The organism is Pedobacter nanyangensis (assembly GCF_003313505.1).
Lineage (GTDB): Bacteria > Bacteroidota > Bacteroidia > Sphingobacteriales > Sphingobacteriaceae > Pedobacter > Pedobacter nanyangensis.
On sequence record NZ_QMHO01000008.1, the window covers coordinates 16,368 to 41,818 of the forward strand.

24 protein-coding genes are annotated in these 25,451 nt (G+C 42.1%); 14 read left to right on the top strand and 10 right to left on the bottom strand.

Going from position 1 to position 25,451, the window contains the following annotated elements; all coding sequences use genetic code 11:
- The first annotated feature begins 35 nt into the window (after positions 1-35).
- From DUT71_RS13670 to DUT71_RS13695, 5 genes are all read left to right on the top strand, one after another.
- Positions 36-368, top strand: coding sequence for a 2Fe-2S iron-sulfur cluster-binding protein (locus DUT71_RS13670; protein ID WP_113663109.1), 333 nt, complete (start codon positions 36-38; stop codon positions 366-368).
- Positions 369-453: 85 nt separating this feature from the next.
- Positions 454-696, top strand: a complete 243-nt coding sequence (iscX, locus tag DUT71_RS13675) for a Fe-S cluster assembly protein IscX (RefSeq protein ID WP_113663110.1) — start codon at positions 454-456, stop codon at positions 694-696.
- Between the two features lie 76 nt (positions 697-772).
- On the top strand, positions 773-1,297 hold the full coding sequence (locus DUT71_RS13680; protein WP_113663111.1) for a KdsC family phosphatase: 525 nt from the start codon (positions 773-775) through the stop codon (positions 1,295-1,297).
- A 206-nt stretch (positions 1,298-1,503) separates the two neighbouring features.
- Entirely contained in the window at positions 1,504-1,896 is a 393-nt protein-coding gene (locus tag DUT71_RS13685) for a hypothetical protein (RefSeq protein WP_113663239.1), read from the top strand.
- A 437-nt stretch (positions 1,897-2,333) separates the two neighbouring features.
- On the top strand, positions 2,334-2,909 hold the full coding sequence (locus tag DUT71_RS13695) for a Maf family protein (RefSeq protein ID WP_113663113.1): 576 nt from the start codon (positions 2,334-2,336) through the stop codon (positions 2,907-2,909).
- A 93-nt stretch (positions 2,910-3,002) separates the two neighbouring features.
- On the opposite strand, the gene DUT71_RS13700 is transcribed toward DUT71_RS13695, so the two are convergent.
- The 8 genes from DUT71_RS13700 to DUT71_RS13735 form a co-directional block, all read right to left on the bottom strand.
- Positions 3,003-4,274, bottom strand: a complete 1,272-nt coding sequence (locus DUT71_RS13700; RefSeq protein WP_113663114.1) for an efflux RND transporter periplasmic adaptor subunit — start codon at positions 4,272-4,274, stop codon at positions 3,003-3,005.
- A gap of 9 nt (positions 4,275-4,283) precedes the next feature.
- Positions 4,284-5,567, bottom strand: coding sequence for a TolC family protein (locus tag DUT71_RS20390; protein ID WP_205313948.1), 1,284 nt, complete (start codon positions 5,565-5,567; stop codon positions 4,284-4,286).
- Positions 5,568-5,601: 34 nt separating this feature from the next.
- Entirely contained in the window at positions 5,602-8,784 is a 3,183-nt protein-coding gene (locus DUT71_RS13705) for an efflux RND transporter permease subunit (protein WP_394341148.1), read from the bottom strand.
- Between the two features lie 145 nt (positions 8,785-8,929).
- Positions 8,930-9,256 (bottom strand): DUF6660 family protein, encoded by a 327-nt coding sequence (locus DUT71_RS13710; protein ID WP_113663115.1) that lies wholly within the window; start codon positions 9,254-9,256, stop codon positions 8,930-8,932.
- A 22-nt stretch (positions 9,257-9,278) separates the two neighbouring features.
- Positions 9,279-9,683: a hypothetical protein gene (locus DUT71_RS13715; RefSeq protein ID WP_113663116.1), complete on the bottom strand. Its 405-nt coding sequence runs from the start codon at positions 9,681-9,683 to the stop codon at positions 9,279-9,281.
- Positions 9,684-9,700: 17 nt separating this feature from the next.
- Positions 9,701-11,536 (bottom strand): response regulator, encoded by a 1,836-nt coding sequence (locus DUT71_RS13720; protein ID WP_113663117.1) that lies wholly within the window; start codon positions 11,534-11,536, stop codon positions 9,701-9,703.
- A 34-nt stretch (positions 11,537-11,570) separates the two neighbouring features.
- A complete protein-coding gene (gldC, locus tag DUT71_RS13725) occupies positions 11,571-11,906 on the bottom strand; it encodes a gliding motility protein GldC (protein ID WP_113663240.1) in 336 nt (111 codons plus the stop codon).
- A gap of 316 nt (positions 11,907-12,222) precedes the next feature.
- Entirely contained in the window at positions 12,223-13,533 is a 1,311-nt protein-coding gene (locus DUT71_RS13735; protein WP_113663119.1) for a DEAD/DEAH box helicase, read from the bottom strand.
- A 155-nt stretch (positions 13,534-13,688) separates the two neighbouring features.
- Between DUT71_RS13735 and DUT71_RS13740 the strand changes: the two genes are divergently transcribed.
- Both DUT71_RS13740 and DUT71_RS13745 read left to right on the top strand, forming a co-directional pair.
- A complete protein-coding gene (locus DUT71_RS13740; RefSeq protein WP_113663120.1) occupies positions 13,689-15,023 on the top strand; it encodes a dihydroorotase in 1,335 nt (444 codons plus the stop codon).
- A 55-nt stretch (positions 15,024-15,078) separates the two neighbouring features.
- Complete coding sequence (locus DUT71_RS13745; RefSeq protein WP_240186935.1) at positions 15,079-16,113, top strand: DUF3810 domain-containing protein; 1,035 nt, start codon at positions 15,079-15,081, stop codon at positions 16,111-16,113.
- Between the two features lie 43 nt (positions 16,114-16,156).
- Here DUT71_RS13745 and miaE read toward each other — a convergent pair whose 3' ends face one another.
- A complete protein-coding gene (miaE, locus tag DUT71_RS13750) occupies positions 16,157-16,738 on the bottom strand; it encodes a tRNA-(ms[2]io[6]A)-hydroxylase (protein WP_113663241.1) in 582 nt (193 codons plus the stop codon).
- A 180-nt stretch (positions 16,739-16,918) separates the two neighbouring features.
- On the opposite strand from miaE, the gene DUT71_RS13755 reads away from it, so the two are divergent.
- From DUT71_RS13755 to hscA, 4 genes are all read left to right on the top strand, one after another.
- Positions 16,919-18,148, top strand: coding sequence for a glycosyltransferase (locus DUT71_RS13755; RefSeq protein ID WP_113663122.1), 1,230 nt, complete (start codon positions 16,919-16,921; stop codon positions 18,146-18,148).
- 20 nt (positions 18,149-18,168) lie between these two features.
- Complete coding sequence (locus DUT71_RS13760) at positions 18,169-18,516, top strand: hypothetical protein (RefSeq protein ID WP_113663123.1); 348 nt, start codon at positions 18,169-18,171, stop codon at positions 18,514-18,516.
- 64 nt (positions 18,517-18,580) lie between these two features.
- Positions 18,581-19,429, top strand: coding sequence for a hypothetical protein (locus DUT71_RS13765; RefSeq protein ID WP_113663124.1), 849 nt, complete (start codon positions 18,581-18,583; stop codon positions 19,427-19,429).
- Positions 19,430-19,513: 84 nt separating this feature from the next.
- Positions 19,514-21,373 carry a Fe-S protein assembly chaperone HscA gene (gene hscA / locus DUT71_RS13770; RefSeq protein WP_113663125.1) on the top strand — a complete coding sequence of 620 codons (1,860 nt, stop codon included), beginning with the start codon at positions 19,514-19,516 and terminating at the stop codon, positions 21,371-21,373.
- A gap of 44 nt (positions 21,374-21,417) precedes the next feature.
- Here the strand turns inward: hscA and DUT71_RS13775 are convergent, their stop codons facing one another.
- Complete coding sequence (locus DUT71_RS13775) at positions 21,418-21,864, bottom strand: DUF2059 domain-containing protein (RefSeq protein WP_113663126.1); 447 nt, start codon at positions 21,862-21,864, stop codon at positions 21,418-21,420.
- A 144-nt stretch (positions 21,865-22,008) separates the two neighbouring features.
- Between DUT71_RS13775 and DUT71_RS13780 the strand changes: the two genes are divergently transcribed.
- Genes DUT71_RS13780 through DUT71_RS13790 form a run of 3 tightly spaced genes read left to right on the top strand, consistent with a single transcriptional unit; the run spans position 22,009 to position 25,359 of the window.
- Positions 22,009-23,268 carry a DUF2268 domain-containing putative Zn-dependent protease gene (locus tag DUT71_RS13780; protein ID WP_113663127.1) on the top strand — a complete coding sequence of 420 codons (1,260 nt, stop codon included), beginning with the start codon at positions 22,009-22,011 and terminating at the stop codon, positions 23,266-23,268.
- Between the two features lie 58 nt (positions 23,269-23,326).
- Entirely contained in the window at positions 23,327-23,857 is a 531-nt protein-coding gene (locus DUT71_RS13785; RefSeq protein WP_113663128.1) for a PH domain-containing protein, read from the top strand.
- Positions 23,857-25,359 (top strand): PH domain-containing protein, encoded by a 1,503-nt coding sequence (locus DUT71_RS13790; protein WP_113663129.1) that lies wholly within the window; start codon positions 23,857-23,859, stop codon positions 25,357-25,359. The genes DUT71_RS13785 and DUT71_RS13790 overlap by 1 nt, the downstream gene beginning before the upstream one ends.
- The last annotated feature ends 92 nt before the right edge of the window (positions 25,360-25,451 follow it).

Below are 25,451 nucleotides of genomic sequence, written 5' to 3' on the forward strand. Positions count from 1 at the left end.
TTTTTGATTTTGGCTGCTTACTTTTGCATTGTATTATGAGTATTTTCAAACTAAAGATAAATTTCGAAGAAGAGGGAAAAGAACCCGTTGAGCTCCCTATTGCTGCTGGTGAAGATGTATTAGATGTGGTTTTAGACAACGGCATTGAACTACAACACAATTGCGGCGGCGTTTGCGGCTGCAGTACCTGCCACATTTACGTGAACAAAGGCATGGACAATATTCAGGAAATTTCCGAAAAGGAAGAAGATTTTATTGACCGTGCAGTGAGGCCAAGGATTACTTCTAGACTGGCCTGCCAATGCATCGTTTTGGATGGTGATATTGAAGTAACCATTCCAGACCAATCAGGCTTTTTGGGCCATTAGATAGTTTTCAGTTAACAGTCGTTAGATATCAGTTGACCGAACAACCAACTAAACAGTTAAACTACATTACAAACCTTACAATAATATGAACAACGATAGATTTGCACTCCCTATTTACTGGAAAGACCACGAGGATATTGCCTTGGAACTTTACGAAAAATTTGGAGACGACTTTGATGAGCCAAAAATCTACAGAATTAGGTTTACTGAACTTATTGAATGGGTTTTGGAACTTCCTAATTTTGCGGGCACCAGAGAAGAGTGCAACGAAGGCCACTTGGAACAAATCCAATCTGCTTGGGTTTACGAGTGGAGAGATAATCAGTAATTAGTTACGAGTTGAAGGTTACGTGTTGTAAGCTTGAAAACTCCTAACCCATAACTAAAAAACACGCAATCTAACTATGTTAGAAAACCTTAAAAACATTAGCACGTTTATTTTTGATGTTGATGGCGTATTGACCAATGGAACCGTGATAGCCACTGAAAACGGTGAACTGCTCCGCTCTTTCAATATCAAAGATGGCTACGCCCTACAGTTGGCGGCCAAAAAAGGTTACCATATCTGCATCATTTCGGGAGGTAAAGGCCTTGCCATGAACAAGCGCTTTGAAAGTTTGGGCGTTGCCGATGTTTTTCTTGGTGTGAGCGATAAAGTAGAGATTTTCAACAACTACCTTCAACAAAAAGGAATTAGCCCCAACCAGGTACTGTACATGGGCGACGATATTCCCGATCTTGAAGTGATGAAACTTGTAGGTATCGCTACCTGCCCATCAGATGCCGTAGAAGAGATTAAGGCCGTTAGCCACTATATTTCTCCCCAAAAAGGTGGCGAAGCCGCTGTTAGAGACGTTATAGAAAAGGTACTTAAAGTGCAGCACAATTGGCACGGAAGTACGCCTTCCGCAGCAGAAGCCAGCAGATAGCAATCATTTTCGTATATAAAACCACGAAAAACCCTATAAAACCTCCCTAACGCATTGCCCGGCAACAACCGTAATTATAAAACAATGCCTAAGCACGCCACCTACTCTTCCCTTAACATTTTTTAACACAATATCTTTTCAAGCAAATTAAACCTCTTGTTAGTTTTATGCTCCAAAGAAAAAACAAAAACAATAATTCTAAACACATGAAAAAATTGATGATGATTTGCGGGCTATTATTTGGTATGGTAGCATTTGCACAGGCACAACAGGAAGGTGCAAGACCAGGTGGCCGCATGGGAATTAATCCGGAAGCCAGAGTTAAACAATTAGATGAAAAACTTAAGCTTTCCGATGACCAAAAAGCAAAGTTAACCACCCTTTTTACCGAGCAAACGGAAGCACAAAAAAAATTACGCGACGAAACAGCTGGCGACAGAAAAGCGATGATGGAAAAAATGCAGAAAATGAGAGCCGACCTTGAAACCAAAATAAGCGCTGTACTAAACGATGAGCAAAAGAAAACCTACAAAGCCATGGTTGAGGAGCAAAGAGCTGAAATGGAAAAAAGAATGAAAGAACGCCAAGGAGGCAATTAATTTCAGTTTAACTAAAATAAACAAAGCGGCCCTGCGCCGCTTTTGTTGTTTAATTCCTCAGAAATCCATACAACATTTATAAAAATTCATACAGAACCTGCAAAAGTTCATACAGAACTTGAAAAAATTCATGCAGAATCTGAAAAAAATCGTATAAGATTTACAAAATGCTATACAGCAATCACAAAAATCTATACAACATTTGCAATATTTCATACAAAAAACAAAAAAAGTCATACAGAAATTTCAAGATATTATACAGAATTTACCAATTTCCATATAGAAAACACCAGCTGTAGCGTATCAAACCAAAGCCCTAGCCTTAAACCTATGGCACAAAGCGCTAACCGGCCAAAGGGCCGTACTAAATGCCAAATAGATAAGCAGCCTTGTACAATTGTTTATTTTATTTTTAAATTTGGCCAATAACTAAGCGCATGTTTCAACCTACCAGTCCAATTATACTCGCTTCAAAATCGCCCCGCCGACAGGAACTCCTGCGCTTAATGGGCCTAAGTTTTTCCATCGAACTTAAAGATGTTGACGAAAGCTTTCCTGCAAGCCTAAGTGCACCTGAAATTGCGGTTTTTATTGCCGAAAAAAAAGCAAAGGCATTTATTGGCGATGCCAACCATATGGTAATTACCGCTGATACCATTGTGGCCATTAATGGTGAAATTTTGGGCAAACCCCAGCACCATGCCGAGGCCCAGGAAATGCTTGCCAAGCTATCAGGCAGTAGCCACGAGGTTTACACCGGCGTAAGTATCAGTTACCAGGGCAAAATCACTTCCTTTTACGATAAAACCACGGTGTTTTGCCGTGTACTAAAAAGCCAAGAAATTACCTACTATATTGATAACTACCAACCGTTTGACAAAGCGGGCAGTTATGGTATCCAAGATTGGTTTGGCCTTGCCGCAGTGCAAAGGATAGAAGGCTCCTACACCAACGTTATGGGCCTTCCTACCGAGAAACTATATGAACATTTGTGCAGGCTAGCTGGCTGCTGACAAAAAGATGATGGGCAAAAGACGACAGTGCTTAAAACGACCGTCACCTTTTGCCCATTCCTACCAGCTCCTGGCCACTAATTCCTAGCTCCTCTAATGCTCATGCCCACCGGTATTACTGAGCTTGGCGTTCACAAAAAAGGCTCCTTTTACCACTATGGAGGCATTTGGAGGAATTTCGTTGATAAAAGTTACGGCAGTATATCCCATATCAGACACCCCTTTAATTATCTCTACCCTTTCAAAATTCAAACTGCCCTTGCTTTCCTTTTTGGGTTGTCCTTCCTTTTCATCATGCTCATGGCCCTCCGCTTCTTGGTGGCTTTCGGCAACTTCGGCTGTTTTCAAGAACACGTAGTACTTCCCATCGGCAGCCACAATGGCCTCATTGGGTACCGCAGGAGTCATCACATGGTTAAGGCTTACTAAGCCGGTAATGTTCATCCCATCAATAAGTCCCTTTTTGTTACCATTTACCCTACAATGTACGGCAATGGTTTTGCTATCATTTTCAAACGAAGATCCTATACTGAACACTGTAGCATCATACTCGGCAGTGGGGTTGTTGGTAAGCGTAAAATGGATGGTTTGCCCTACTTTCACCAAGGGCAAGTCCTTTTCAAACACATGAAGATCCAAATGCAGCGAGCTATTGTCCACCACTTCTATTACCGGCGACGATACATCCACGTAACTTCCAATTTTGGCAAACACATTGCTTACCGTGCCACTTAACGGACTGGCAACCACCAATGCCGATTTTAAATTGCCATTATTTACCAGGTTTGGATTAATGCCCATCAGCGTTAGCTGCTGGTACAATGACGCCCTACGGGTACGCAAGGTATTAAGCTCCGTAGTTGCATTTTCTAGGTTTTTGCCCGTACCGGCATTACCTTGGTTCAAAACCTTTTGCCGCTGTAGCTCCTGCTCGGCAAGCATAATTTTGCTGGCAATGGTTAAATATTCTTCCTGCAACTGTATAAACTGCGGATTTGTAATGGTGGCAATAACCTGCCCCTTTTTCACATAATCTCCTATTTGTACCTGAAGTGATTTAACCACTCCCCCATAAAGCGAAGTGGCATTGGCTTTATTATTATTGGGTACGCTTAATATTCCGTTGGCCCTAATGGTAGCCGTAAGCTCCTTATGTTCAACGGGCGCCCATCTTATTCCCACGGTTTCTATCTGTTCTTGCGTGAGCGTGGCAATACGGGTATTTTCCGCATGGTGAGCATGGCTTTCTACGGCCTGGCCACCTTCCCTTTGGGTACTATCTGTAGGTTTGCCACCATTGCAGGCCATAAATACGCCCGCGGTTGCAAGGGCTATCCAAAATTGTTTATTGATGCTGAATTTCATGATGTTTTCTTATTGATTGATGATTGCATAGATATTGATGACAGATTGGTTTACCTGCTGGATACTTTTGAGATAGTTCAGCTGGATATCGGTTGCGGTTTGCAGGGCGTACAGATATTCCAGATAACTGGCATCGCCGGTTTTGTAGCCCAACTGTGCCGCAGCCAATATCTCTTTGGCATTTGGCAGGGCATCATTCACAAAATACTGGTATTGTTTCATGTCCTGCTGATATTGCAGCAGCGCATTCTGCATTTGCGCCATCAAATTTTTTTGCTGCTGCTGTGCATTGGCTTCTGCAGCCTGCTGGCTATAATCCAGGGAACGAACCCGGGCCTTATTGGCCCCAAAAGTTAGCGGAATGGCCAAACCAATATTTACCGAACTGAACCTGTTGCCTGCACCAAAATACGTTTCGGTACCGTTTACGGTTTGAAAGCCAATTAATGACTGGTTCACGTAGCCCAGGGTAATATCAGGCAGGCCTTGCGATTTTTCGACCTTTTTGCTTCGTGCCGCAATTAACGCCTGCTGATAAAAGGACTGTACCGCCGGATGACTGGCCACGGCGGCACTGTCCAACAGTTGGTTAATTTGCAAGGGTACAAAAGCATTTGGTCCAAGCAGTTCAAAATCTTCCTTGGTATTTAACAAAGCAGCCAAGCTGGTATGCGCACTGGCCAGATATACCTCGTTTTGTTTTAACAGCAAATTAATTTCTCCCTGCTTGGCCTGGGCAGTACTTACATCTACCTTTTTGGTATCCCCTGTTTTATACCTTAACCGAGCAATCCTGATAAAGTCCGTGTAAAGACTATCCAGCTGTTTCAGTTGCTGGTGGTTGTGCCGCAGGTAAAGGATCTGGTAATAATAACTGCGCACCTGGCTTTTTAGCTCTAGTACGGTAAGCTCCCTTTGCAATTGCTTGCCCTTAATTTCGGCATTGATAAGCTGCTTCCTGGCGCCAAACAAAGTTGGGAACGGTATCGTTTGTGACACCTGGTACGATTGGTCAAAGTGGGTACTGTTGTACTGTCCCAGTTGGGCGTTCAAATCAAGCTTGGGCAGTTCGCTGGCGGTTTTCATCAATGATTGGCTGGCCTTAATGTCCAAATTGCTTGCCTTAAGGTTTAAATTACCGTTAAGGGCCATTTGTATGGCTTGGTCAATGCTCAGCTGCATTTTGTTTTGGGCATGGGCCCCAAGGCTAAATATCAGCAGCACCAACAAACTGGGTAGTTGAAATAACGGTGAATATGTGCCCGTTGTGCTGTTTCTTAAAATCTCTTTCATGATAAATATTTTGATGTTTTTAATCGTGTAGGGCTCAATTATCCTGCTTTCTTTTGTTAAAAATCATATACAGCAAGGGCAACACAAACAAGGTGAGGAAAGTGGCCGTAACCAAGCCGCCTATTACCACGGTAGCCAAAGGTTTTTGCACCTCGGCTCCGGCACTGGTACTTAAAGCCATTGGCAAAAAGCCCAAGCTGGCCACGGTGGCGGTCATAAGTACGGGACGCAAACGTATTTTAGTGCCTTCCAACACCCTTTGGAGCGTATTGCTCCAACCTTCTTTTTGCAATTGGTTAAAGGTGCCAACCATTACAATGCCATTAAGTACCGCAACCCCAAAGAGCGCAATAAAGCCTATGCCCGCACTAATGCTAAAGGGCATGCCTCGAAACATTAAGGCCAATACCCCGCCAATGGCACTCATGGGAATGGCCGTAAATATCAGGGCCGCCTGTTTAAAGGAATGGAAAGTAAAATAAAGGAGTACAAAAATGAGCAGCAGCGATACAGGAACGGCAATCAATAATCTATTGTTCGCCTCCTGCAGATTTTCAAACTGTCCGCCATAGGTAAAATAATAACCCGTTGGTAGTTTTATTTGCTGGTTCAGCTTTTGCTGGATATCCTGTACTACGCTCTGTACATCCCTGCCTGATACATTAAAACCGATTACAATTCTGCGCTTGCCCGCCTCGCGGCTAATTTGGGCAGGGCCTAACTTGTATCCAATGGTTGCCACTTGCGACAAGGGGATTTGATTTCCCTTTGCGGTGGCAATCATCAAATTGCTAACATCGTCTATATCGCCGCGGTGTGCGCTGTCCAAACGTACTACCAAATCAAAACGGCGTTCATTCTCGTACACCACTCCCGCACGCTTACCAGCAAAAGCGGCACTCAATACATCGTTCACTTCCTCCACGTTGAGGCCATAATTGGCCATCCTTGTCCGGTCGTAAGTAACATTTATTTGCGGCAAGCCACTTACCTGTTCCACCTGAGGTGATGTAGCCCCCTCCACCTTTTGTATTACTTTGCTCACTTGGTTGGCGTAAACTGAAAGTGTATCAAGGTTTTCGCCAAATATTTTTACGGCAACATCTTGCCTTATGCCCGTCATCAATTCATTAAAGCGCATTTGTATCGGTTGGTTCTTCTCAAAAAACACCCCGGGTATAGCATCCAGTTTTTCCATAATAGCATCAGCCAGTTCTTCGTAGCTCCTATCGCTTTTCCAGTCTTCCCTGGGCTTCAGCAAAATCATCAAGTCGCTGGCTTCGGGCGGCATGGGATCGGTAGGCACTTCGGCGGCTCCCGTTTTCCCCACTACCATCCTCACTTCATCAAACTGTTTGATAATGCGGGACGCCTGCATGGAAGTTTCGATACTTTGGCTCAACGAACTGCCCTGCGGCAAAATACAATGGAAAGCAAAATCCCCTTCCTGTAACTGCGGAATAAACTCGCCACCCATATTTTTGAACAGCAATAAACAAAAGGCAAAAACGGCTATCGTAGCCCCTACCAACCAGTATTTAATGCCAATGGCTTTTTGTAGCAAAGGCTGATATTTGCCTTGCAGCCAGTTCATCATCCTATCGGAAATGGTTACCTTGTGCGATACCTTTTTAGAAAGGAACAGGGCGCACATCATGGGAATATAGGTAAGCGACAGCAACAGCGCACCAAAAATGGCAAAGCTTACGGCTTGCGCCATAGGGCGAAACATTTTCCCTTCAATACCTACCAAAGTGAGGATAGGAATATATACCATCAGAATGATGATTTCGCCAAATGCGGCACTGCTGCGAATTTTGGAGGCCGATTCGAAAACCTCGTGGTCCATTTCCTGTTGGGTAAGCTTGTTCACCGATTTACGCAGTCCCAAATGATGCAGGGTGGCCTCCACAATAATTACGGCTCCATCTACTATCAGCCCAAAATCAATGGCTCCCAAGCTCATCAGGTTGGCACTTACCCCAAATACGTTCATGAGCCCTAGGGCAAATAACATGGAAAGCGGAATGGCCGATGCTACGATAAGGCCCGCCCTTAAATTGCCCAGAAAAAGCACCAGCACAAAAATCACGATGAGCGCACCTTCGATAAGGTTTTTCTCGACGGTGCTAATGGCACGGTCCACCAAATCTGTTCGGTCAAGATAAGGCTCAACCACCACGTCCGGTGGCAACGATTTTTGGATAACCGGCAGTTTCTCCTTGATCCGTTTTACTACTTCATTGCTATTTTCGCCCTTCAGCATCATCACAACACCGCCTACAGCATCCACTTGGCCATTGTAGGTTATGGCCCCATATCTGATGGCATGCCCAAAGCGCACTTCGGCCACATCTTTAATAAAAATAGGAACGTTGCCCGTTTTGTTCTTTACGCTGATATTCCTTACATCGTCCAGCGAAGTGGCTAAACCAATGCCCCTGATAAAATAGGCGTTGGGCTTTTTATCGATATAGGCTCCGCCCGTATTTTGGTTATTTTTTTCGAGGGCGTTAAACACTTCGGTTATCCCAATGCCCATGGCCCGCAAACGGTTCGGGTTAACGGCTACTTCATATTGTTTCAGTTCGCCGCCAAAGCTGTTCACCTCGGCAATACCTTTGGTGCCGTACAGTTGACGGGCCACAATCCAATCCTGCATGGTACGCAGGTCTTTGGCATTGTATTGATGTTCACTTCCCTTTTTAGGGTGTATGATGTATTGGTACACTTCTCCCAATCCGGTACTTACGGGAGCAAGTTCAGGCGTACCAATTCCCTTAGGTATCTTTTCTTCGGCTTCTTTCAATTTTTCGTTGATAAGCTGCCTGGCAAAATAAATGTCTACTTCGTCCTTAAACACCACGGTAATTACAGAAAGTCCAAACCTTGATATGCTTCGGGTTTCTAGCAGGCCAGGAATATTGGCAATGCCCTGTTCAATAGGAAAAGTTACCAACTGCTCCACTTCCTGCCCCGCCAAGGTAGGGCAAACGGTAATAATCTGTACCTGGTTGTTGGTAATATCAGGCACGGCATCAATAGGTAGCTTGGTGGCGCTCCATACGCCCCAAACCATTAGCAACAGGGTCATTGCACCAATAACCAACTTGTTTTTTATGCTAAATTTTATAATACTGTCTAACACGGTAATGTGGTTAATTTTTTTAATAGATTGGTAGCCCCTTTTAAGCGGCAACCTTAAATAATTAAGCACCAGTTAGCACTAATTGAAACGATTTAAGCAGATTGTTTGGGCAGCAACAGCCACAAACGCAGGGATATACCTTGCCTTAGGGCCATACCAAACCAAAAGCTTTTGCCTAGGCTGTTTCAACCAGCAACATGGTGATCTAAAAAAATTAAGCGGTAAGTTTTGGAGGGTTCCAAATGTTTCCGTAGTAGTTGGAAACTAACTGGTGGTGATGTAAAGCAAGGTTCTTTTCTGCAAAGATTGCTTTAGGTTGCGCAATCTCTATTAATTTAAAATCAAACGAAGCAAGACTTACGCTGCAACAGCTGCAGTAGCAGAAAGGAGCACACTTATCGTCCTTGTCTTTCTCGTGGTTGTGAGCTTTTACGGTCTCCATTTTTGGCCCATCATCTTTACATTGGTTACCGACATCGCTACAGGGCAACGAAGCAAGTCCCAACAAATAAAAGGCCCATATGAAAAGTAACCATTTCATTACAATCCAAATATAGATTATTTTATGCGTTTAGTGATTCTTTTTTGACACTGAAAAGTAAAAGTACGGTACCGATAGCCAAAATAATCCATCCCCATTGGAAATGGATGGCCTTGCCCAAAATGTTATCGGCAAACTTAAGCCCAAAATAATGGGTTGATTTAAAATATACGGCTGCCGCCATTAAAAGCACCCAAACAAATATCAACCTGCTGAGCAGCCTAAAAGCTTTTAACTGCCTTACAAAAAAACATAAGGCCGTTAATGCAATAAGCGAATAGGTGATTAAAAAAAGACGGATATCTGTTTTATATAGGCCCCAGTTTACCCATTCGAAGATAATTTTAACCTGTAACATTGGGCAAAACCCCGCTACAAATACTAAAACTAGCCCTAAAAGCGCCATTGGTTTATTTACAATTAGCATAACATGTATTTAGGCTGCTAACTTAAAAAAATAGATTGGGTTTTGGCTTTGTAATTGACAATTTTTGGCGCCCATTTTTTAATAACTTCTTCTATTTCGGCGGGCTTAAACGGTTTTGCAATGAAATCTTGCATTCCGGCTTCCAGGCATTTATCCTTCCCGTCGCCAAGTGCATTGGCCGTAAGGGCTATAACCACCGGATATTCGTACACCCGATAATGCTTCCTGATTTCGGTAGTGGCTACCGTACCGTCCATGATAGGCATCTGCATATCCATAAAAATGAGGTCAAATTCATTTTCCTTGACCAGCTCTACCGCCAACTGCCCATTAGATGCCTTTTTACAATTGTATCCCAGCTTGCTCAATGTTTTGGTGATCAGCATCAGGTTAATTTCGTTGTCGTCAACCACAAGGATATCCAAGGGGTAAATGCTAGCCAAAGCTACATCCAGTACAGGTTGCTGCCCAAACGCGGTCTTGGTCTTTTGTCCATCGCTCATTTCCTTGGTTACGATAAAAAAAGTAAATATGGATCCTTTTCCAACAATGCTGTCAACCTTTACCTTACCTTCCATCATCGAGATGAGGTTATAGGCAATGTTAAGGCCCAGGCCAGTACCGCCGTATTTTCGTACGGTGGTGTGGTCAACCTGTACAAAAGGCTTAAAAAGAAGCTTAATACGGTCTTCGGCGATGCCTATTCCCGTATCTTTTATGATAAAGCCCAAACGCATAAAACCATTTTCGTCGCGATCTATCACCTTACACTCTAACGAAATGCTGCCTTTTTCAGTAAATTTCGCAGCGTTTCCCAAAAAGTTCAGCAACACTTGTTTTAATCTTATTTGGTCGATATAAACAAACTGCGGCACGTTTTCATCAACCCAATAGTTGATGGTTAGCTGTTCCGAAGATTTTTTGGGAAGTATGGCAAAGGTTTGGGCGATAAGCTCACGAATATTGGTAGTGGTTTTGTCCAGCTGTACCTTTCCCGCCTCTATTCTGGAGAAATCGAGCACATCATTTACAATACGTAGCAATGACTCTGCGCTGTTGTGGATCGTTTTTGCATATTCCTTCTGCTCATCGTTAAGCGAGCCCTGTAACAAAAGGTTGGACATGCCCAGTACGCCGTTCATAGGGGTACGGATTTCGTGGCTAATCATGGCAAGATATTCGGACTTGGCGTTATTTGCCGATTGTGCAGCAAGTTTAGCATTCTGGATCTCTTTGGCATGGGCCAATTGTTTATGCAGCGCCTTTTGCGAACGGAAATAAAGAATAATGATCATGATCATGACCAAAATGCCTATACCTACTACAAGCAAAGCAAGATTTTGATAAAAGCTTTCGTTTTGCGAGATCTTCATTTTCAGATCGTCCCGTTCTTGTTTAACCAGTTTATTTAACAGTGGCAAGGTGGCGCCTGCTTGCTTACCAGTTCCGCCTACATCTAAAACATTGCCGGTTTGTACCAGCTGGCCACTGTAAAAGCGAATCTCGGTTTCCAGGCTGTTCAGGATAGAATTTACTTCTGCCTTATTGGATTCGGCCTCTTGTGATAGCACCTCCAATACTTCTTTGTTCCTGCCCAAAGTATTGAGGTAGGCGCTTAGGCTATCTGCCTGGGCCGAGTCGGCGCCAAGCAGGTTTATATAAGCATAATTGGCGCTTTGCAGCACATTGCTCAATGACACCAATTGATCTACAAGATGTTGCTTATGTTTAAAATATGCTGTATTTTCCTTGTTGTAGGAAAATAGCGAAATACCCCCGCCAATAATGGCGAGGATCAGCAACAACTTAACCATAAAGTTGACAAACAATTTCTTCGACGCAGGCAGACTCATAATTTTTATCAAACTTTATTACAGGTTAATTTGGTTAACCTTTGGTATTGATGCCCATTTTGTCTGCAAAATGCGCACAATAGTCCCTCAGGTCCTCAACAATATTTTTTTCGCCTGTAGCCCTTAAAAAACTATCGCCCATGGTTTGCAAGGTTTCGTAAAAGAAACGTTTCATCTCGTCAACAGGCATATCTTTGGTCCATAAATCTATCCTCATCGAGTTTTTATAGTTATGGTCCCAAAGCGCCAGCATCATAGATTTTGCGGCCATTTGGTCTTGGTTCTGTGAGTCTGTCGATTCCCAAAGGATGTTTTCGGGAACATTTTTCTCATCTAACTCTACGGTAATCTTTATTTCTGCTTTTTTCATTTCTTTACTTCTCATTATGATCTGCTGTTCGGTTACCCGAAAACAGTTATTTTCAAAACCAAGATGAATATGGCAGTTAAGACTACAAGCACAAGTTGTATTAGCCAAAGTCTTGCCAAACTTGGTATAAATTTTCTAAAAATTTGATCGCTTAAAAAAGACACGAAGAAAACCAACAAGCCCAAGGCTATAAAAACACCCTTAAATTCTTCGTTGGCGGGTGCCAAAATCCAGCGTTTATTAACAATTAGACTAAAAACAGCCATAATACTCAACGCTGAAACAATGTTCAATGGGGTCAGTTTTACTCTCAAAGCTATCTGCGTTTTGGTTTTGGTTTGTTTATTTTTTTTGTACCTTTTTTTGTATTGTTGCCAAACGACTTCTTTTTTTCGTGGAACGCTCCCTTAAAGTCGGGATTTTCTTTCCGCTTTTGGGCATCAATTTCCCGAGCTATGGTTTGCCTTTCCTCATAGGGGGTTTCTTCTACAAAAACTTCGGCAGGTAATTGTACTTCTGGAATTTGCTGCCTGATAAGTTTTTCAATCTTTTCCACGTAGTACTTCTCGGCTTCGTTATAAAAGGTAATGGCGGTTCCTTCATTAAATGCCCTGCCTGTTCTGCCAATACGATGTACATAATCTTCGATAACGATGGGTACATCAAAGTTAATTACATGGCTAACTTGGCTTACGTCAATCCCTCGGGAAGCTACATCGGTAGCCACCAATACCCTAATGTTCCCTTCCTTAAAGCTGTTGATGGAGTTGATGCGTGTATTTTGTCCCTTATTGGCATGGATTACCCGCACTGCCTCCTCTCCAAAGCGCCGCGAAATAAAATTGTTGATGTTATCGGCAACGGTTTTGGTTTTACAAAAGATGATCAGCTTCTTAAATTCTTCATCGTTCTTGAGCAAATATTGCAACAGGTTAATTTTAGTTTTGAAATTAGGCACTGCATATAACACCTGTGTTACGGTTTGTGCAGGCGTGGCTTGCGCTGCCACTTCAATGGTCAGTGGGTTTTTGAGGAAATCGCCCGCTATTTTTTGCACCAAATCACTCATGGTAGCAGAAAACAGCAAGTTTTGGCGCTTTCGCGGCACTACTTCCAAAATACGATGGATGGAACCAATGAAACCCATATCCATCATTTTATCGGCTTCATCCAGCACTAAGAACTGTAAGCTTCGGGTATTGATATCCCCGGCAAGGTAAAGGTCTAAAAAGCGGCCAGGTGTGGCCACCAAAATATCCAAGCCTTTTGCAATTTGTTCTTTTTGAGTTTTAGGCCCAATCCCTCCAAAAATGACCACGGTACGGAGATCGGTATAGGTTGAAAACAATTTTACCTGCTCCTCTATTTGCAGGGCCAGCTCACGGGTAGGCACCAAAATCAGCGCACGCGGATTTTCGCCCTGCGCATATTTCAGTTTCATGAGCATAGGCAGCACATAGGCGGCAGTTTTTCCGGTTCCCGTTTGCGCAATGCCAAACAAATCCTGACCAGACAAAACCGGACCTATGGCTTTTTCCTGTATCGGGGTGGCTTCTACAAAGCCTGCTTCTTCCACTGCGTTCAGTATTTGTCTGTTGAGCTTAAACTCGTCGAATTTTTTTGGCATAGCTGCAAATTTACGATTATTAGTTAGAAGTGCGATGTTCGAGGATAGAAGTTCAGCAGGATAGGTATAAACTTACAACCATTCAACAATCGAAAAACGACTTTTCTTCGGGTGGTCAACTTCCGACTTACGACTTTATCTATTACCTTTGAAGCATGAGCACAATCTTGATTAAAGCAGCCAGTATTGTAAACGAGGGCAACATATTTACTTCAGATCTTTTCATCGAAAACGGAAGGATAGCAAAAATTGATTCGAACATTAACGCCACCGCCGATATAGAAATCAATGCAGAGGGCTTACACCTTTTACCGGGTATGATTGATGACCAGGTGCACTTTCGTGAGCCGGGGCTAACGCATAAGGCGGATATTTTTACGGAAAGCATGGCGGCTGTGGCTGGAGGTATTACCTCTTTCATGGAAATGCCTAACACCGTGCCCAACACTTTAACTCAAGAACTTTTGGCAGATAAATATGCCATCGCCAAGCATACTTCATTGGCCAACTATTCCTTTTATATGGGTGCCAGTAACGATAACATTGAAGAGGTGCTCAAAACCGATCCGAAAAATGTTTGCGGCATTAAGGTTTTTATGGGCTCTTCAACGGGCAACATGCTGGTTGACAACGAAAAAACCTTGGAGAATATTTTTAGCAAGGCACCAATGTTGGTGGCCACGCATTGCGAAGATGAAGCCACCATTCGGCACAACCTTGCCACTTATAAAGCGCAATATGGAGAGGATATCACCATCGATATGCACCCGCTCATCAGAAGTGCGGAGGCTTGCTACAAATCGTCGTCGCTGGCGGTTGAACTTGCCAAACGTTACCAAACCCGCTTACATATCTTACATATTTCCACTGCTCAGGAAGTAAGCTTATTTGACAATACCCTTCCTTTGGCAGAGAAGAAAATTACCGCCGAAGCTTGCGTACATCACCTTTGGTTTAACGATACCGATTATGCTACAAAAGGTAATTTCATCAAATGGAACCCTGCCGTAAAAACCGCAGCAGATCAAGCGGGCATTTTACAGGGCTTATTGGATAACCATATCGATGTGATTGCCACCGACCACGCTCCCCACACCATCGAGGAAAAAAGCCAAGCTTATTTACGGGCACCTTCTGGTGGCCCATTGGTACAACATGCCCTACCGGCCTTGCTAGAAATGCACTTGCAAGGTAAAATATCCCTGGAAAAGATTGTAGAAAAGGCTTCGCACAATGTGGCTACCTGTTTTAATTTGAGCGAGCGTGGCTTTGTAAGGGAAGGCTATTGGGCTGATTTGGTTTTGGTTGATTTAAACGACCCTTTCAAAGTGACCAAATTAAACTCTTTATATAAATGCGGGTGGTCGCCATTTGAAGGGCAAACTTTTGGCGCCAGCATTACCCACACTTTCGTTTCCGGAAATTTGGCTTACCAAAAGGGAAAATTCATGACCAGCGAAACGGGACAGCGCTTAGCTTTTAACAGGTAATTTTTGTTTTAAATTGACATCCATTAGGCATACACGCAACAAGACCTTTGCCCTGTTGGCAATCGCATTGATCATCTTTGTTTTAGGACTTTATCCTGAAGCGATTGAAAACTATTACAGCGAATTAGTCTATCCTGTAATTTCGATGGTACAACGTTGCATTGCTTCGTTTTTCCCTTTTGCCATTGGCGATTTACTTTATGTTTTGCTGATCATTTATGTCATCAGAAAGGTAGTGACCTTTATTAGCAAAACTAAAAAGGATCAGGATGCCTATCTTTGCTTCGCTTTGCAAGGGCTAAACTTTTTCCTCATCATCTATATTTCTTTTAAAGTATTGTGGGGCTTGAATTACTCTCGCCCACAAATTAATGAGCAACTTCAAATCAATAAAATGCCTTACCAAAAAGCGCAGCTTTTGAACCTCAGCTCCCTGTTCATCAATAAACTAGAGAAATTAGGCAAAGCCATTGGTGATACCCCTGCCAATTACACCATAGAAGAACTACAGGATCGTGCCGCAACCAGCTACAACGCTTTAGCCATACAACAGCCTTTGTTCGAATACAAATACCAGGCGGTAAAAGCTGTACTTAGCGGCTGGCTCACCAGCAAAATGGGCATAGAAGGCTATTATAACCCTTTATCTGGCGAAGCCAATATCAATACCAAACTCCCTGAATTTGTTTTGCCTTTTGTGGTTTGTCATGAAATGGCGCATCAAGTAGGTGTTGCCCGTGAAGACGAAGCCAATTTGGTAGGATACTTGGCTGCCATACACCATGAGGATATCCATTTCCAATATTCTGCCTACTACAACATGCTAAGGTATGTGCTATTCGAAATCAGGATGAAATATCCCGAGGATTACAATGTGCTCATTACCAAAATACCGCAGCAAGTGATGGACAATTTTAAGCGGGAAAGAGCATTTTGGGCCAAATACAATGGCTCCATGTCTGTTTATATGGGTAAAACCTTTGATAAGATCCTAAAGCTCAACAACCAACAAAAGGGTATCAATAGCTATCAGGACATTGTGCTCTGGCTGGTGAATTATCACGAGAAAGAATTAGCAGTTCTCCATTAACAGTTTTCAGTTTTACCTGCCAATAAATAATGCTAACCGAATGTTATCCGTGTATAGCCTCTTTATTGCCGTAGCTTTTGATCAGGTTGCCTTCAAATTCCAACCATTCCTTCCAACGTTTATCCACGTCAACATCAACGGCGTACTTACGTGCAAAGTTTAGGAAAGTGGTATAGTGCGTAGCTTCGGAAACCATTAGCTCATGATAGAATTTAGCCAGTGCTTCGTCTTTAATGTTTTGCGATAAAACCCTGAAACGTTCACAGCTACGGGCCTCAATCATGGCTGCAAACAGTAATCTGTCAATAAAAGCCTGGTTTCGGCTACCGTCTTTTTTGCTGAACTTTACCAATTTACCTACATAATCGTCCTTACGCTCGCGCCCCAGGGTATAGCCGCGTTCTTTGATGATGTTGACCACCATCTGAAAATGTTGCATTTCCTCCAAAGCTATGGTTGTAAGTTCATCTACCAAATCCTGATGTTCCGAGTTCTGCGTAATTAGCGTAATGGCATTACTAGCCGCCTTCTGTTCGCACCAAGCATGATCAGTCAAAATTTCTTCCAGGTTAGCTTCGGCAATGTTTGCCCAACGAGGGTCGGTAAGTAACTTAAGTCCTAACATGGCCGCAAAATTAAGAAAATAGCTACAGATGCACAGTTTTTTTGTTTTGAAACTGATTTCCTCCCATTCATTGGCATTCATTTTTCGTCATTGCGAGCTAGCGAAGCAATCTCTATCGATAGCTAATATTTTAAAAAACATCTGTGCATCTGTGGCTGATTAAATGCACCTTTGTAAAACATGGCAACTAGAAAAGTTTTGTTCATTGGCTTGGTTTGGCCAGAGCCTACGTCATCGGCGGCGGGTACCAGAATAGTGCAGTTGGTGCAATTGTTTTTAGCCAATGGCGATGAAGTTCATTTTGCTTCGGCTGCTTCCAAAAATGAGTTTAGCTTTAACTTGGCAAGTTTGGGAGTAATCAACCATCAGATCAGGCTTAACGACAGTTCTTTTGATCCGTGGCTTGCAGCCTTAAACCCCAATGTTGTGGTTTTCGACAGGTTCATGATTGAAGAGCAATATGGCTGGCGGGTACAGGAAGCCTGTCCAAATGCCTTGAGAATTTTAGATACGGAAGACCTCCATTTTTTACGACAAGCCCGACAAACAGCCCTTAAACACAAAAAAAGCCTTGCACAAATTGATTTTTTATACAACGACGTAACCAAACGGGAACTGGCCGCTATTTTACGTTGTGATTTGTCGTTAATCATTTCTCAAGCGGAAATGGAGCTTCTGCAAATGTTCAACATCAGTCCGCAAATCCTTTACTATCTGCCCTTTTTAGAGGATGAAATTACCGCTGCCACAAACTGGAATGCTTTTGAGCAACGAAAAGATTTGGTGTTCATTGGGAATTACCTGCACGAACCCAACTGGCAAACCCTTCAACACTTAAAAACAGCGGTTTGGCCACTACTGAGAAAAAAACTACCCGAAGCTACCTTACATATCTACGGAGCTTATGCTTCGGAAAAGGTGACTCAATTACATAACCCGAGAGAGAAATTTGTGGTACACGGCAGGGCCGAAAACGCCAGAACAACCATTGCCAAGCATCGGATATTGTTGGCTCCCCTCCTATTTGGAGCAGGCGCCAAAGGCAAATTTGTGGATGCCATGCAAACCGGAACGCCCATTGCCTCCAGCAGTATTGGTGCAGAGGGAATGGCCAATGGTTTGGATTGGGCGGGAATCATTAACGACAATTTAGAGCAATTGGTTGACGAAACCGCTAAGCTTTACCATGACCAAATCAGTTGGAAACAAGCACAGCAAAACGGTATTCAAATCATCAACCAATTATACTCGAAAAGCAAGTTTGAAGTCCCGTTTTTGAAACAACTTTCTCGTCTGGAGGAAAGCCTTACAGCGCATCGACAACAAAATTTTTTGGGGGAAATATTGAAACATCACACCTTGCAAAGTACCAAGTACATGTCGCTGTGGATTGAGGAAAAGAATAAGTAAACAAGTATATTTATCAAAATATGGAAAACATTAGTGAATTAGAAGCCATCTTATTAAATGGCCTAACCGAAAAATATCCATCGTTAAAACCACATATTCCGCACTTAAAGGTTTCCAAAAGACAAATATCAGGCTTCAGCTTATACGTATATTTTTCGTATGTTGATTTTAACGAAGAACCAGAAATGATCAATAGCCTATTTAGCAATGGCGAAAAAATTATGACACCTGCGCTAAAAGATGGTTTAAGCTATGTGATTGACGTTACCGCAGGAATGATTGAACATATCGAGTTTTCTACCTACAAAGAACAGTGGGACGGCACTTTTGGAGAATATCAAATTGTAGAAAGCGAAATAGGTAATTAGTCTATCTAAAATTGTAGTTTTAAGCTTGAATTAACCTCATTATCACCTCTAAATTCATCTCAGCATGGCTAAAGAACAAAAACAACTCGATCTAGAAAAATATCATACCGTTGTATTAGCCACTATAGATTATTTGAGGGAACGTTTTGAACGCAGCTTTGTTTTTGATGGCATTGATTCAGTTGCAGAATATTATCACGAACAAAAAATACAAGCGGAGAAGAATTTCAAACAGCGTCGCTTAGATAGACTTCAAAAAAGATTGACTAGCCTTACCAAAGGTCTACAGCATAAAGTCGACCTGAACTTCTCAACCTATATCCAAGAAAAAACCGGATATGAAGTAGATATTTTCGATGATTTGCGAAAACATACCGAAGTTATTATCGCAAAAGACAAGATATCTGACCAACAAGACCTCAACAATGTTTCCAATGCCTTGCAATGGTACAAGCAAATCCCAAATGAGGAAGAAAAAGTTAAGAAACTTAATGAACTACTTGTTAAATACTCGGAAGATCAATCCATCTCAAAACCACGCAACATAACGGTAATTAAAAGAGTGGTTACAAAACCTGATGGCGGAAGCGAAGAAGTAAGGCTAACCGAGACATCTGGTCCCAAACCGAAGCGTTTCGAAGAAGAGATACAAATTTCTCCAGATGGCAAACGAAGGGTGCGTACCACTCAATGGGCAGACAAGCATTCTGCATCCACCTATGTTTCAATAGATTTCCCAACAGCCAACGGTCCAATTTATGGCACAAGTGGCATTAACCCAATAATTAAAGCTTGGTGGAAAGATAATTCGACCATTGTTATTGAAACAAGCAAAGAGCTTACTGCGAATACACAATTGAGAGAAGTAAGTAGTTTCGACGACCTAATCTCCATCGAATACGTAGAACGCTAATTAGCGCTTAAGTATAACTCACCTTTTTACAACATTCAAACATTCCAAGCCCCAAAGCTTACAACATTATCGTAAATTTGCCGCATGGCAAAAATATCCATCAACCTGGCAACAGGTTCATTACAACAAGAAGAAATCATTGTAGGCATTGATTTAGGCACCACCAATAGCTTGGTTGCATTTATCAATCCAGAAAAAAATCCGCAAGTGATTAACGATGCAGGTAAAGGCGTACTCGTGCCTTCGGTGATTCACTTTAACGAACAAGGCGATGCCGAGGTTGGGAATGAAGCAAAAGCTTACTTAACTACCGATCCCACCAACACTATTTTTTCCGTAAAACGATTGTTAGGCCGTTCTTACAAGGACGTTGCTGAACACCGTGATATTTTCAGCTACAAAGTTATTGACGACGATACGGATGCTTTAGTGAAAATTAAAGCAGGCGATAAATTCTATACCCCCATTGAACTCTCGGCCGAGATTTTAAAGGAGTTGAAAGCCCGTGCCGAACACGCCTTAAAAACTCCTGTAAATCGTGCAGTAATTACTGTTCCTGCCTATTTTAACGATAGTCAGCGGCAAGCCACCCGCGATGCAGGAAAACTTGCAGGCCTTGATGTGCTGCGTATTGTAAATGAACCTACCGCGGCAAGTTTAGCTTATGGTTTGGGCCTAGACCCTTCGCAACAAAAAACCATTGCCGTGTATGATTTAGGTGGTGGCACCTTTGATGTTTCCATTCTTCAAATCCAGAATGGCATTTTTGAAGTGTTGAGCACCAATGGCAACACCTTTTTAGGTGGCGATGATTTTGACCGTGCCATCTTCAATTATTGGATAGAGAAAAACCAGCTTGATGCAGCTAAAATTGCCAAAGACAGCGTATTGACCCAAAACTTACGACTACAAGCAGAGGCCGCAAAGAAAGCGCTGACGACCCAAAACCTCTATAATGAACCATTAGGAGAGATTTGGTGTACACTAGATAAACAGACGTTTGAAAGTTTGATTGCAGCCAAAGTACAAGAAACCATCGAAGCCTGTCAATTGGCTTTAAATGATGCCTCATTAAGCATCGCTGATATAGACGAGGTTGTTCTGGTTGGCGGTTCTACCCGTACTCCCTATGTGAAAAAAGCAGTAAGTGAGTTCTTCGGAAAAACAGCCCACGACAATATCAACCCTGATGAAGTAGTAGCTTTGGGTGCTGCAGTACAAGCTGATATTTTAGCGGGTAATCGTTCGGACATTTTATTGTTAGACGTTACGCCGCTATCCCTTGGCATCGAAACCATGGGCGGCTTAATGGATGTTATCATCGCCAGAAATAGCAAAGTACCAACCAAAGCCGGTCGTCAATATACCACCTCTATAGACGGACAGGTGAACATGAAAATATCCGTTTACCAGGGAGAGCGTGACTTGGTCAAAGAAAACCGTAAACTGGCCGAGTTTGACCTGAAAGGCATTCCTGCCATGCCTGCCGGATTACCTAAAGTAGATATTAATTTCCTGCTCAATGCGGATGGTATTTTAACCGTTCAGGCCATTGAATTACGTTCTGGCGTGAAGCAGGAAATTGAGGTTAAACCCAGCTATGGCCTGAATGACGAAACTGTAGAAAAAATGTTGATCGACAGCATTACCAATGCGCAAAGCGATGTGGCCCAACGCATGCTGATTGAAGCACGCAGCGAAGGTGAACAATTGGTTTATACCGCCGAGCGTTTTATAGAAAAAAACAAAGCACTGCTTACCGAAACCGAAATTACAGATACCCAAGCTTATATCCAGCAGGTAAAAGATGCCCTCAATACGGGTGAGAAAGATTTAATCCTGAAGAAAACAGATGAGCTGAATGAATTTACCCGCCCATTTGCGGAAAGGGTAATGGATACCGCCATTGGACAAGCCATGAAAGGCAAAAAAATAGACGAATAGAAATAAAAAAAGCCATTAGTGATAATGGCTTTTTTATGAACTTCTTATTGCTTGAAGGCTTCTTTGATCATTCTTTCGAGCTCTGGCTTATGTTCTTCAACCAACTTGCGGCCCAATTCCATGCCTTTTTGCGTTAAACCGGCCATTTTACCCGCAAATTTCTTTCCCGTTGCAGACGAATAAAATTTAGTCAGCTCATTTAGTTCCTCTTCCGTAAACTCGTCGGCATACATTTTCGCAAAGCTTGGTTTCAACACTTCATAGCTGAAATATTTTCCCATAAATTTTTTCATCACGCCTATAAACTTCTCTCTATACTGTTCTGGAACAGCTCCAGTTTGTGTGTTGAGGATCATCCCAACCATATCATCAAAACTAGATTTTAGGCCCGATACTTCAACAAATTGCTCACTGGCTTTTAAATGCTGTGCAGTTTGCGAAAAAGCCAAACTTGGTAATGCAACTAATATTGCAATCAAAAATTTCTTCATAAACTTGTTTAAAAATTGCCTTAATATAGGGAGAATTCTTACAGGGAGTAAAAAATTAATTAGTTTAGCAACATAAACCTATTGCTAACTTTATACACATTCGTGAAAAAAACCCTATTCCTCGCCAGCCTTTTGCTAATTTGTATGAATATAGCTTCGGCGCAACAGCAGATCATTACTACCGATATCAAAAATTTTTGGCAAGCTTACGATCAAATCAAACTCACTACCGATAGCGCCAGGCAAATTGATTTAATCAACCAACTTTATATCCAAAAAGGGACCCCTGGCTTAAAAGCGCTCATGCGGGTAAGGAACTACCATGCACAGGGCTTTGTATATGCCATTAAAAACTATCCGAAATTTTGGGCATCTGTTAGAAACAACACCCTAAAAGCCGATGGTTATGCCAAGGAAATTGAGAAAGCCATGGTATTGCTTCGAAAACTGTATCCCGAGCTGAAACCAGCCAGTATTTACTTTAGCATTGGTGCACTACGTACCGGCGGCACTACACTTGCCAACAAAGTATTAATTGGTGCCGAGATTTCGATGGCCGACGAGCAAACCAATACCGAAGAAATTCAAAAGGATTTCCCGCACTTACCTAGCTTCTTTAAAACCAGGCCTATTGGCGGGTTGGTTTTTACCAATACGCATGAGTATGTGCATACCCAACAAAAAAGTACTATCGGCAATACGTTGTTAGCTCAGGTGGTTATCGAAGGCGTTGCCGAATTGTTGGCAGAAAAATCTTTAAAGGCAGCCTCTCCCAATCCACAAATAGCATTTGGAAAAGTTAATGATGCGCAAATAAAAGTTGCGTTTGAAAAAGAAATGTTCTCAAGTTCGATGGCGAACTGGCTATACAACAGTTTGGCCAACCAGTTTAAGATGCGTGATTTAGGTTATTACGTAGGCTATGCTATTTGCGAGCAGTTCTACAACCAGTCAAAGAATAAAAAAGCCGCCATCAAAGAAATGATCGAGCTGGACTACAACAAAGAAGAGGAACTGGTTGCCTTTGTAGAAAAGTCGAAGTATTTTGCAAAACCTTTAGCGGTTTATAAAGAAGCCTTCGAAAAATCGAGGCCACAGGTGATCGGCATCAAAGAATTTGAGAATAATAGCCAAAATGTAAATGTGAACACCAAAACGGTAACCTTATACTTTTCGCAGCCAATGAACGTCAACTATCGAGGTTTTGATTATGGGCCAACTGGCGAAAAAAATGTGTTAATGGTACAAAAAGTACTTGGCTTTTCGGAAGATAAAAAATCTTTCAGTTATGAAGTAAAGCTTGAACCCAACAGGCATTATCAAAGTGTAGTTACCGAGAGTTTTAGAAATGAGGCGGGCATTCCCTTGAAAGCTTATTTGATCAACTTCAAAACGGCAGAATAATAGATCACTCCCAAATCATTATCGAAACAACTATCTTTCAATTCTACAAATTTACCGCATGCAATATTTCACTAACGAAACGATAGATTTAAACACGCTTCCCAAATACGAAGAAACGACATTAGCCAATCCAGACCCAAAATACTGGAAGGTCATTGTCATTAACCTATTTATTTTCTTGTTATTGATCGCAATTGGTCTTGGTATATTTATTCTTTTTAATGAAAGTGTACGTATCAATTGGATCTTATGGACCTCGCTCTATATCATTTTTGCGGCATTGCTATACTTAATTTCTCGTGCGAGTTTTAAAAAAAGAGGCTTCGCCTTAAGAGAAAAAGATGTTTTGTACAAAAGCGGCATCGTTGCCGAAAAAACGACCATTATTCCTTTAAATCGCATCCAACATGTGGCCCTAAACGAAGGAATGTTCTCGAGGATGTTCGGTTTGGGTACGCTACAAATTTATACAGCTAGTGGTTCAAGCGGCGACATGCACATTGCAGGAATTGAAATAGAACAAGCCAAAGCCTTCAAAGAAGCGCTGGTACAACGATTGGACATTAACACCAAAGCAGAAAACGAATAATGTCTTTAGATTTTAGCCAACCTCAACGACAATCTGCTGCAGGCATCATTATCAATGGCGCATATGTGGCGCAGCATTTGGTAAGGGCCATGTTTATCCCTTTGGCACTTTTCATTGTTAAAGCCAATAAAACAGCACTATTATATACGGCATTTGGTATTATCGCATTGGTAGTGCTGGCATTGGTGTACGGCTATTTGTACTACCTCAAGTTCACTTTCTACCTTAATCCCCTTAAACAGGAGTTTGTGATTGAAAAGGGCATTTTTAGCCGTAAACATTTAACCATTCCCGTAGAAAAAATACAGCAGGTAAATATTAACCAAGGTTTTTTGCAGAAGTTAATTGGCGTTTATCAATTGCAAATTGATACCGCTGGCGCAGACAGCAAAGAGGTTGACATTAGAGCCATTAGCGGGGAAATTGCGCAAGCATTGCGACAGCATTTATTGCATGGACAACAAGCGCCCGCAGTTCAGGAAATCGGTATAGAAACTTCAACGAACACTGATATTCCTTTGATTAAGATTAAGGCCTCGACCTTGTTAAAAATTGGTCTTACCAGCAATTATGGACAAAGTTTTGCCTTGTTAATTGGTTTTGGTTATGCGGCTTTTCACAATATCAAAGAATTGCTTAAAGCTTTTGACAACGACAACGGACAAATAGAACAATTTGTTAAAAGTGGTTTTACCTTGTTCTCTATTGGCATTCTATTGGCTGCCATTGCAGTGCTACTGTTGGCCACCAACATCATCAAGACTTTTATAAAATATTTCGACTTTCAACTAAGCAAGCACAGTCAATCATTGTTAATTTCTGCTGGACTGTTAACCAAGAAAAATACCCTGCTTCACCCCAATAAGGTGCAAATTACCGAGTATAGTCAAAACTATCTGCAAAAGAAAATTGGCCTGTTCAAGATGCTGTTAAAGCAAGCTCATGCGGGCCGCGAGCAATCGGAAAAGGAAATGAAGAACAACAACACGGAAATTCCTGGTTGTAGCGCAGCAGAAAAAGATGAGCTTTTAAGGATGATTCTGGATAAACTGCCCGAGGAAGGCAGTACATTTAAACCAAATTGGCGTTACCTTAACCTACCTGTTTTATTCCAAGTGTTTTTGCAGATGTTGATCTACAGCACCTTCTACTATTTTATTCCGGAAGTAAGCGCATATTATCCGCTGGCTGTCGCTTATTTTGTCATTGCATTCATTATGACCTACATCGGTTATACCAAACATCGCATCACAGTATCTGAAAACTACATCATTAAACAAAGTGGCATATGGGACATTTCCCAAGAAATTATAGAGCCCCATAAAATACAATCCATTAGCACTTCACAATATCCTTGGCACAAAAAGCTAGATATTGGGCATGTAACCTTTCACACCGCAGCGGGTAGCATTTCCTTCGGCTACGGAAACTTCACCGAAATAAACACATTAGTGAATTATTGGCTTTATCAAGTAGAAAGCAGTGATGAAGAGTGGATGTAGAAGGGTTTGAGGAATAAAGAGCAAAGAACAAGGAGTAAAGATTAACTCTATCAAAAAATAAACTTAAATGTCTGATGTAGCAAAAAAGTAAT

What these genes read in the sequence shown, in the direction of transcription:
- DUT71_RS13790 (WP_113663129.1), top strand. Translation starts at nt 23,857, where the DNA reads ATGTCTTTAGATTTTAGCCAACCTCAACGACAATCTGCTGCAGGCATC.
- hscA (WP_113663125.1), top strand. Translation starts at nt 19,514, where the DNA reads ATGGCAAAAATATCCATCAACCTGGCAACAGGTTCATTACAACAAGAA.
- DUT71_RS13735 (WP_113663119.1), bottom strand. Translation starts at nt 13,533, where the DNA reads ATGCCAAAAAAATTCGACGAGTTTAAGCTCAACAGACAAATACTGAAC.
- DUT71_RS13700 (WP_113663114.1), bottom strand. Translation starts at nt 4,274, where the DNA reads ATGAAATTCAGCATCAATAAACAATTTTGGATAGCCCTTGCAACCGCG.
- DUT71_RS13680 (WP_113663111.1), top strand. Translation starts at nt 773, where the DNA reads ATGTTAGAAAACCTTAAAAACATTAGCACGTTTATTTTTGATGTTGAT.
- miaE (WP_113663241.1), bottom strand. Translation starts at nt 16,738, where the DNA reads ATGTTAGGACTTAAGTTACTTACCGACCCTCGTTGGGCAAACATTGCC.
- DUT71_RS13685 (WP_113663239.1), top strand. Translation starts at nt 1,504, where the DNA reads ATGAAAAAATTGATGATGATTTGCGGGCTATTATTTGGTATGGTAGCA.
- DUT71_RS13715 (WP_113663116.1), bottom strand. Translation starts at nt 9,683, where the DNA reads ATGCTAATTGTAAATAAACCAATGGCGCTTTTAGGGCTAGTTTTAGTA.
- DUT71_RS13670 (WP_113663109.1), top strand. Translation starts at nt 36, where the DNA reads ATGAGTATTTTCAAACTAAAGATAAATTTCGAAGAAGAGGGAAAAGAA.
- DUT71_RS13780 (WP_113663127.1), top strand. Translation starts at nt 22,009, where the DNA reads ATGAATATAGCTTCGGCGCAACAGCAGATCATTACTACCGATATCAAA.
- gldC (WP_113663240.1), bottom strand. Translation starts at nt 11,906, where the DNA reads ATGAAAAAAGCAGAAATAAAGATTACCGTAGAGTTAGATGAGAAAAAT.
- DUT71_RS13760 (WP_113663123.1), top strand. Translation starts at nt 18,169, where the DNA reads ATGGAAAACATTAGTGAATTAGAAGCCATCTTATTAAATGGCCTAACC.
- DUT71_RS20390 (WP_205313948.1), bottom strand. Translation starts at nt 5,567, where the DNA reads ATGAAAGAGATTTTAAGAAACAGCACAACGGGCACATATTCACCGTTA.
- DUT71_RS13765 (WP_113663124.1), top strand. Translation starts at nt 18,581, where the DNA reads ATGGCTAAAGAACAAAAACAACTCGATCTAGAAAAATATCATACCGTT.
- DUT71_RS13775 (WP_113663126.1), bottom strand. Translation starts at nt 21,864, where the DNA reads ATGAAGAAATTTTTGATTGCAATATTAGTTGCATTACCAAGTTTGGCT.
- DUT71_RS13785 (WP_113663128.1), top strand. Translation starts at nt 23,327, where the DNA reads ATGCAATATTTCACTAACGAAACGATAGATTTAAACACGCTTCCCAAA.
- iscX (WP_113663110.1), top strand. Translation starts at nt 454, where the DNA reads ATGAACAACGATAGATTTGCACTCCCTATTTACTGGAAAGACCACGAG.
- DUT71_RS13755 (WP_113663122.1), top strand. Translation starts at nt 16,919, where the DNA reads ATGGCAACTAGAAAAGTTTTGTTCATTGGCTTGGTTTGGCCAGAGCCT.
- DUT71_RS13695 (WP_113663113.1), top strand. Translation starts at nt 2,334, where the DNA reads ATGTTTCAACCTACCAGTCCAATTATACTCGCTTCAAAATCGCCCCGC.
- DUT71_RS13720 (WP_113663117.1), bottom strand. Translation starts at nt 11,536, where the DNA reads ATGAGTCTGCCTGCGTCGAAGAAATTGTTTGTCAACTTTATGGTTAAG.
- DUT71_RS13710 (WP_113663115.1), bottom strand. Translation starts at nt 9,256, where the DNA reads ATGAAATGGTTACTTTTCATATGGGCCTTTTATTTGTTGGGACTTGCT.
- DUT71_RS13740 (WP_113663120.1), top strand. Translation starts at nt 13,689, where the DNA reads ATGAGCACAATCTTGATTAAAGCAGCCAGTATTGTAAACGAGGGCAAC.